The following is a 5043-nucleotide window of genomic DNA, read 5'->3' as shown; positions in this document are numbered from 1 at the left end:
CTGGTGACGGACCGGCCGGGCCTGCTGCTCGGCATCCTGACTGCGGATTGCACGCCCGTGCTGTTCGCGGACCGCCAGGCGGGGGTGATCGGCGCCGCCCATGCCGGTTGGAAGGGAGCGATCGGCGGAGTGATCGACGGCACGATTGCGGAAATGGAGACGCTCGGCGCCGATCGCAGCCGGATCATCGCCGCTGTCGGACCCACGATCGCCCAGAAATCGTACGAGGTGGATGAGGGCTTCTTCCGCCGCTTCACCGCCGAGGACGAGGCTCATGAGCGCTTCTTCAAGTCGGGCAGGCCCGGCCGCTACCAGTTCGACCTCGAAGGCTTCGTCGTCTCCCGCCTTGCCGCCGCCGGCCTCGCCCGGATCGAAGCCCTTGGCCTCGACACCTATTCGGATGCGGACCGCTTCTACAGCTACCGCCGCGCCACCCACCGCGGCGAGCCGGATTACGGGCGGCAGATCTCGCTGATCGCACTGCCATGACCGCTTCAGAAATGAGGCTGGTGCGGCCGGCAATGGAGCATCTGCCTTCCTATGCGGCGGCGCTGGGTCGCGGCTGGGCGCCCGACAACACGCGGGGCAGGACGGCTGCGGAAGAGCAGCTGGAATGGATCGGGCGTGATCCTCACGGCTTCCTCGCATCGCTTGACGACCCGGAAGCAAAGGGCGCTCCAGTCAAGCTTCCGGACGGCAGCACGGTCCCGCGCCTCCCCGGCTTCGTCAGATGGATGTGGGAGCGGGAGGTGTGCGGGAGCATCGGCTTCCGCTGGCAACCGGGCACCGCCGCGCTCCCGCCGCACGTGCTCGGCCATATCGGTTTTTCGGTGGTGCCATGGAGGCGGCGGGAGGGGCTCGGGAAACGCGCTCTGGCGCTGATGCTCGGGGAGGCGCGGCTCCGCGGCCTTCCTTACGTCGAGATCACGACCGATCCGGACAACAAGGCTTCTCAAGGCGTGATCGAAGCCAATGGCGGCATTCTGGTCGAGCGATTCACCAAGCTTCCGGCGCAGGGCGGCGCTCCCGCGTTGCGGTTCCGGATCGCGCTCGATTAGCTGCACGTCGGGATTGTCTGGATGATCGGCGCTTTCCTGCGCTAGGGGGCACCAACACCTCCAGGAGCCCAACATGCAGGAAGACGAATCCGATCTCACCGGCGCGACGCCGCGCCGCCGCCCGAAGCCCGACGTGCTCGAGATCGGCGGCCGCAAGCTGAAGCCGGCCACCTTGATGATGGGTCACGGCTACGATCCCGCTTTGTCGGAAGGCTCGCTGAAGGCGCCGATCTTCCTCACCTCGACCTTCGTCTTCGAGAATGCGGCGGCGGGTAAGCGCCACTTCGAGGGCGTGACCGGAAAGCGGCCGGGCGGCGCTGAAGGCCTTGTCTATTCCCGCTTCAACGGGCCTAACCAGGAGATCCTCGAGGACCGCCTCAGCGTCTGGGAAGATGCCGAGGACGCCCTGACCTTCTCCTCAGGCATGTCGGCGATCGCCACTTTGCTGCTCACGTTCGTGCAGCCGGGCGACGTGATCGTCCATTCCGGGCCGCTCTATGCGGCGACGGAGACCTTGATCGGCCGTATTCTCGGCAAGTTCGGCATCTCCTGGCTCGATTTCCCGGCGGGGGCCGAGCGCGAGGAGATCGAGGCGGTGCTGGAGCGCGCAAAGGCGCAAGGGCGGGTGTCGCTGATCTACCTTGAAAGCCCGGCCAACCCGACCAACGCCCTCGTCGACGTTCAGGCCGTCGCAGCCGCACGCGATGCGGTGCTCGGCGAGCAGCGGCCGCCGATTGCGATCGACAATACCTTCCTCGGCCCGCTCTGGTCGAAGCCGCTGGAGCATGGCGCCGACCTCTCCATCTATTCGCTCACCAAATATGCGGGCGGCCACAGCGATCTCGTCGCGGGCGGCGTGGTCGGCGCCAAGGCGCTGATCAACCCAATCCGTATGATGCGGAACACGATCGGCACGATCACCGACCCGAACACCGCCTGGATGCTGCTCCGCAGCCTCGAGACACTCGAGCTGCGCATGAGCCGCGCGGGCGAGAATGCCGCCAAGGTCTGCGAATTCTTCCGCGGCCATCCGAAGGTCGAAAGCGTCGGCTATCTCGGCTTCCTGAAGGACGATCGCCAGGCGGACATCTACCAGCGCCACTGCACCGGCGCCGGCTCGACTTTCTCGCTCTATCTGAAGGGCGGCGAGCGCGAGGCTTTCGCCTTCCTCGACAGCCTCAAGATCGCCAAGCTCGCCGTCTCGCTCGGGGGCACCGAGACGCTCGCAAGCGCGCCTGCGGCGATGACGCATTTGTCGGTCCCCGACGAGCGCAAGAAGGCGCTCGGCATTTCCGACAACCTCGTCCGCATCTCGATCGGCGTCGAGGACCCGGACGACCTCATCGCCGATTTCGACCAGGCGCTGAGCGCGATCTAGCGGCTCCAGTCGAGGACTTCCCACCCCTCCGCCTTGGCGAGGCGGATGAGCCGGTCGTGCGCGTTCGTCGCCACCGGCTCGTCCGCCCAGCGGTGGACGACGCTGTCGGAGATGTGGTCCGAGTAGAAGCGGATGTGAACGGCCTCGCGGGAGAGGCCCTCGCGCGCCAGCCACGCCTCAATCATCGCGAGCTTGCTGTCGCCGTAGCAATTGCTGCCCTCGATCCGGGCGATGATCCTGCCCTCGGCATCGAGACCGGTCTCGGTGGCGATGACATCGTTGAAGCCAAGCCGCCGGGCGATCGCGGCGGCGTAGATGCGGTAGGACGCCGTCGCCATCACCAGCCGCCGCCCCGCCGCCCGGTCCGCATCAATGCTCGCGCGGGCGCCCGGCATGATATTGGTGGCGATCTGCTTCTCGGCGAAGCTCTCGATCACGGGCTCGAGCCGCTCGGGCGCGATGCCGCGGCCGATGAGCAAAGTGTAGTTGATCTCCTTCAGCCGCCCCCGGTCGATCAGCTTCAGCACATAGGCAAGCATCGACAGGATCACGAACGGTATGAGCACCAGCCGCCACGGCGCCAGCTGAACGGCGGCGTGGATCAGGAAGGGGGTGTAGGTCGCCCGCCGAGTGATCGTCCGGTCCATATCGTAGATTGCGAGCGCGCTCTTCATGGCGCTCCGGCAAGCACAGCGCCTCCGGATTGTCTACCTCTCCGGTGGAACGCGCTTGCCCGCTTCGGGTTATTGAAGCAGTGTCCGCCGCGATGAGCTCCGCTGCCGATTTCAGACAGAGCGTCGACGGCGACCGCCGCGCCGTGCTGTTTTCTGGCGACCTCACCCTGGCCTCGATCCGCGATCTCCCCGACCGGCTGGACAAGGTGGACGGGGAGCGGCTGACGATCGACCTCTCGCAAGTGTCGCGGATGGACACCGTGGGCGCATGGCTGGTGCACCGGTTGGCGCGGCAGCGGGAAGCGCAGATCGTCGGCACCAACGAGCATTTCGCGACCCTGCTCGAGCAGGTCGCGCACGCCGACCAGCCGGTGAAGGTGCGTCCGGACCGGACTCCGCCGCTCTACCGGGTCCTGAACCAGGTGGGCGGCGCCACCGCCGCGGCAGGGCGGACCATGCTCGGCCTGCTCGGCTTCTTCGGAGCGCTGCTGGTCTCGCTGAAGGACGTGATCACCCATCCGCGCCGCTTCCGGATCAACGCGGTCACCCAGCAGTTCGAGCTGGTCGGCATCCACTCGCTCGGGATCATCGGGCTGATGAGCTTCCTGGTCGGCATCGTCATCGCGCAGCAGGGCGCGGTGCAGCTCCGCCAGTTCGGAGCCGAGGTGTTCACCGTCAACCTCGTCGGCCGAAGCGCGGTCAAGGAACTCGGCATCCTGATGACCGCGATCATGGTCGCGGGCCGTTCCGGCTCCGCCTTCGCGGCGCAGATCGGATCGATGCGGCTTGCCGAGGAAGTTGACGCCATGCGCACAATCGGCGTCTCGCCGATGGAAGCGCTCGTCATCCCGCGCGTGCTCGCCACCGTCCTGCTGATGCCGTTGCTGGGCTTCTACGCCTCCGTCATCGCGATCGTCGGCGGCGGCCTCTTCTCATGGATCGATCTCGGAATCCCGCCGGTGACGTTCGTTCAGCGCATCCGCGAGGTCGTGCCCATCACCGACCTGTGGCAGATGCTGATCAAGGCGCCGGTGTTCGGTCTCATCATCGCGATGGCGGGCTGCTTCCAGGGGATGCAGGTGGAAGGCGATGCAGAGCAGGTGGGGCTTCGCACCACCGCCGCGGTCGTCCAGGGCATCTTCCTTGTGATCGTGCTCGATGCCTTCTTCGCCGTCTTCTTCACATCGATCGGCTGGCTATGAACGCGCCCGAAGCCATCATTGAGGTCCGCGGGCTCAAGAACAGCTTCGGCAACCAGGTGGTCCACGAGGGGCTGGACCTCGACGTCCGCCGCGGCGAGATCCTCGGAGTCGTCGGCGGCTCGGGTACCGGCAAGTCAGTGCTGATGCGGTCGATCATCGGTCTCCAGAGCCCCGATGCGGGGGAGGTCCATGTGTTCGGCGAGGATACTGTCGGCCGCAGCGAAGACGAGGCTAAGGACGTCCGCCGCCGCTGGGGCATCCTCTTCCAAGGCGCGGCGCTCTTCTCGACGCTCACCGTCGCCGAAAACGTCCAGGTGCCGATCCGAGAATATTATCCTCGGATCGATCAGCAGCTCCTCGATGAGATCGCGTCCTACAAGATCGTCATGAGCGGCCTTCCAGCCGAAGCGGGTCCGAAATTCCCGGCCGAGCTCTCGGGAGGCATGAAGAAGCGCGCCGGGATCGCGCGTGCGCTCGCGCTCGACCCGGAGCTCCTCTTCCTCGACGAGCCGACCGCCGGACTCGATCCGATCGGCGCCGCTGCGTTCGACCAGCTGATCAAGGACCTTCAGCGGGCGCTCGGCCTCACGGTCTTCCTCATCACCCACGATCTCGACACACTCTACGCCATCTGCGACCGCGTCGCCGTGCTGGCGGACAAGAAGGTGGTCGCGATTGGAACGATTCCGGAATTATTGGCTTTGGACCACGAATGGATACAGGAATATTTC

General features: G+C 66.2%; 6 protein-coding genes. 5 read left to right on the top strand and 1 reads right to left on the bottom strand.

Annotated elements, in window-relative coordinates; all coding sequences use genetic code 11:
* The 3 genes from VF662_RS15775 to VF662_RS15765 all read left to right on the top strand — a co-directional run.
* Positions 1-489, top strand: a 489-nt coding sequence (locus tag VF662_RS15775) for a purine nucleoside phosphorylase YfiH/LACC1 family protein (protein ID WP_464142904.1), incomplete at its 5' end; no start/stop codon positions are given.
* Complete coding sequence (locus VF662_RS15770; protein WP_464142903.1) at positions 486-1058, top strand: GNAT family N-acetyltransferase; 573 nt, start codon at positions 486-488, stop codon at positions 1056-1058. The genes VF662_RS15775 and VF662_RS15770, both read left to right, overlap by 4 nt.
* Positions 1059-1131: 73 nt before the next feature.
* On the top strand, positions 1132-2436 hold the full coding sequence (locus tag VF662_RS15765) for a cystathionine gamma-synthase family protein (RefSeq protein WP_464142902.1): 1305 nt from the start codon (positions 1132-1134) through the stop codon (positions 2434-2436).
* On the opposite strand, the gene VF662_RS15760 is transcribed toward VF662_RS15765, so the two are convergent.
* Positions 2433-3110 carry an HAD family hydrolase gene (locus VF662_RS15760; protein WP_464142901.1) on the bottom strand — a complete coding sequence of 226 codons (678 nt, stop codon included), beginning with the start codon at positions 3108-3110 and terminating at the stop codon, positions 2433-2435. The two genes, VF662_RS15765 and VF662_RS15760, sit on opposite strands and share 4 nt — an antisense overlap.
* A 92-nt stretch (positions 3111-3202) precedes the next feature.
* Here VF662_RS15760 and VF662_RS15755 point away from each other — a divergent pair, with 92 nt between their 5' ends.
* Positions 3203-4312, top strand: a complete 1110-nt coding sequence (locus VF662_RS15755; RefSeq protein WP_464142900.1) for an MlaE family lipid ABC transporter permease subunit — start codon at positions 3203-3205, stop codon at positions 4310-4312.
* Positions 4309-5043, top strand: a 735-nt coding sequence (locus VF662_RS15750) for an ABC transporter ATP-binding protein (RefSeq protein ID WP_464142899.1), incomplete at its 3' end; no start/stop codon positions are given. The genes VF662_RS15755 and VF662_RS15750, both read left to right, overlap by 4 nt.

The organism is Allosphingosinicella sp. (genome assembly GCF_036387215.1).
Classification (GTDB): domain Bacteria; phylum Pseudomonadota; class Alphaproteobacteria; order Sphingomonadales; family Sphingomonadaceae; genus Allosphingosinicella.
Note: the sequence above shows the minus strand (reverse complement) of the source record. Positions and strands in the feature narration are given on the sequence as shown.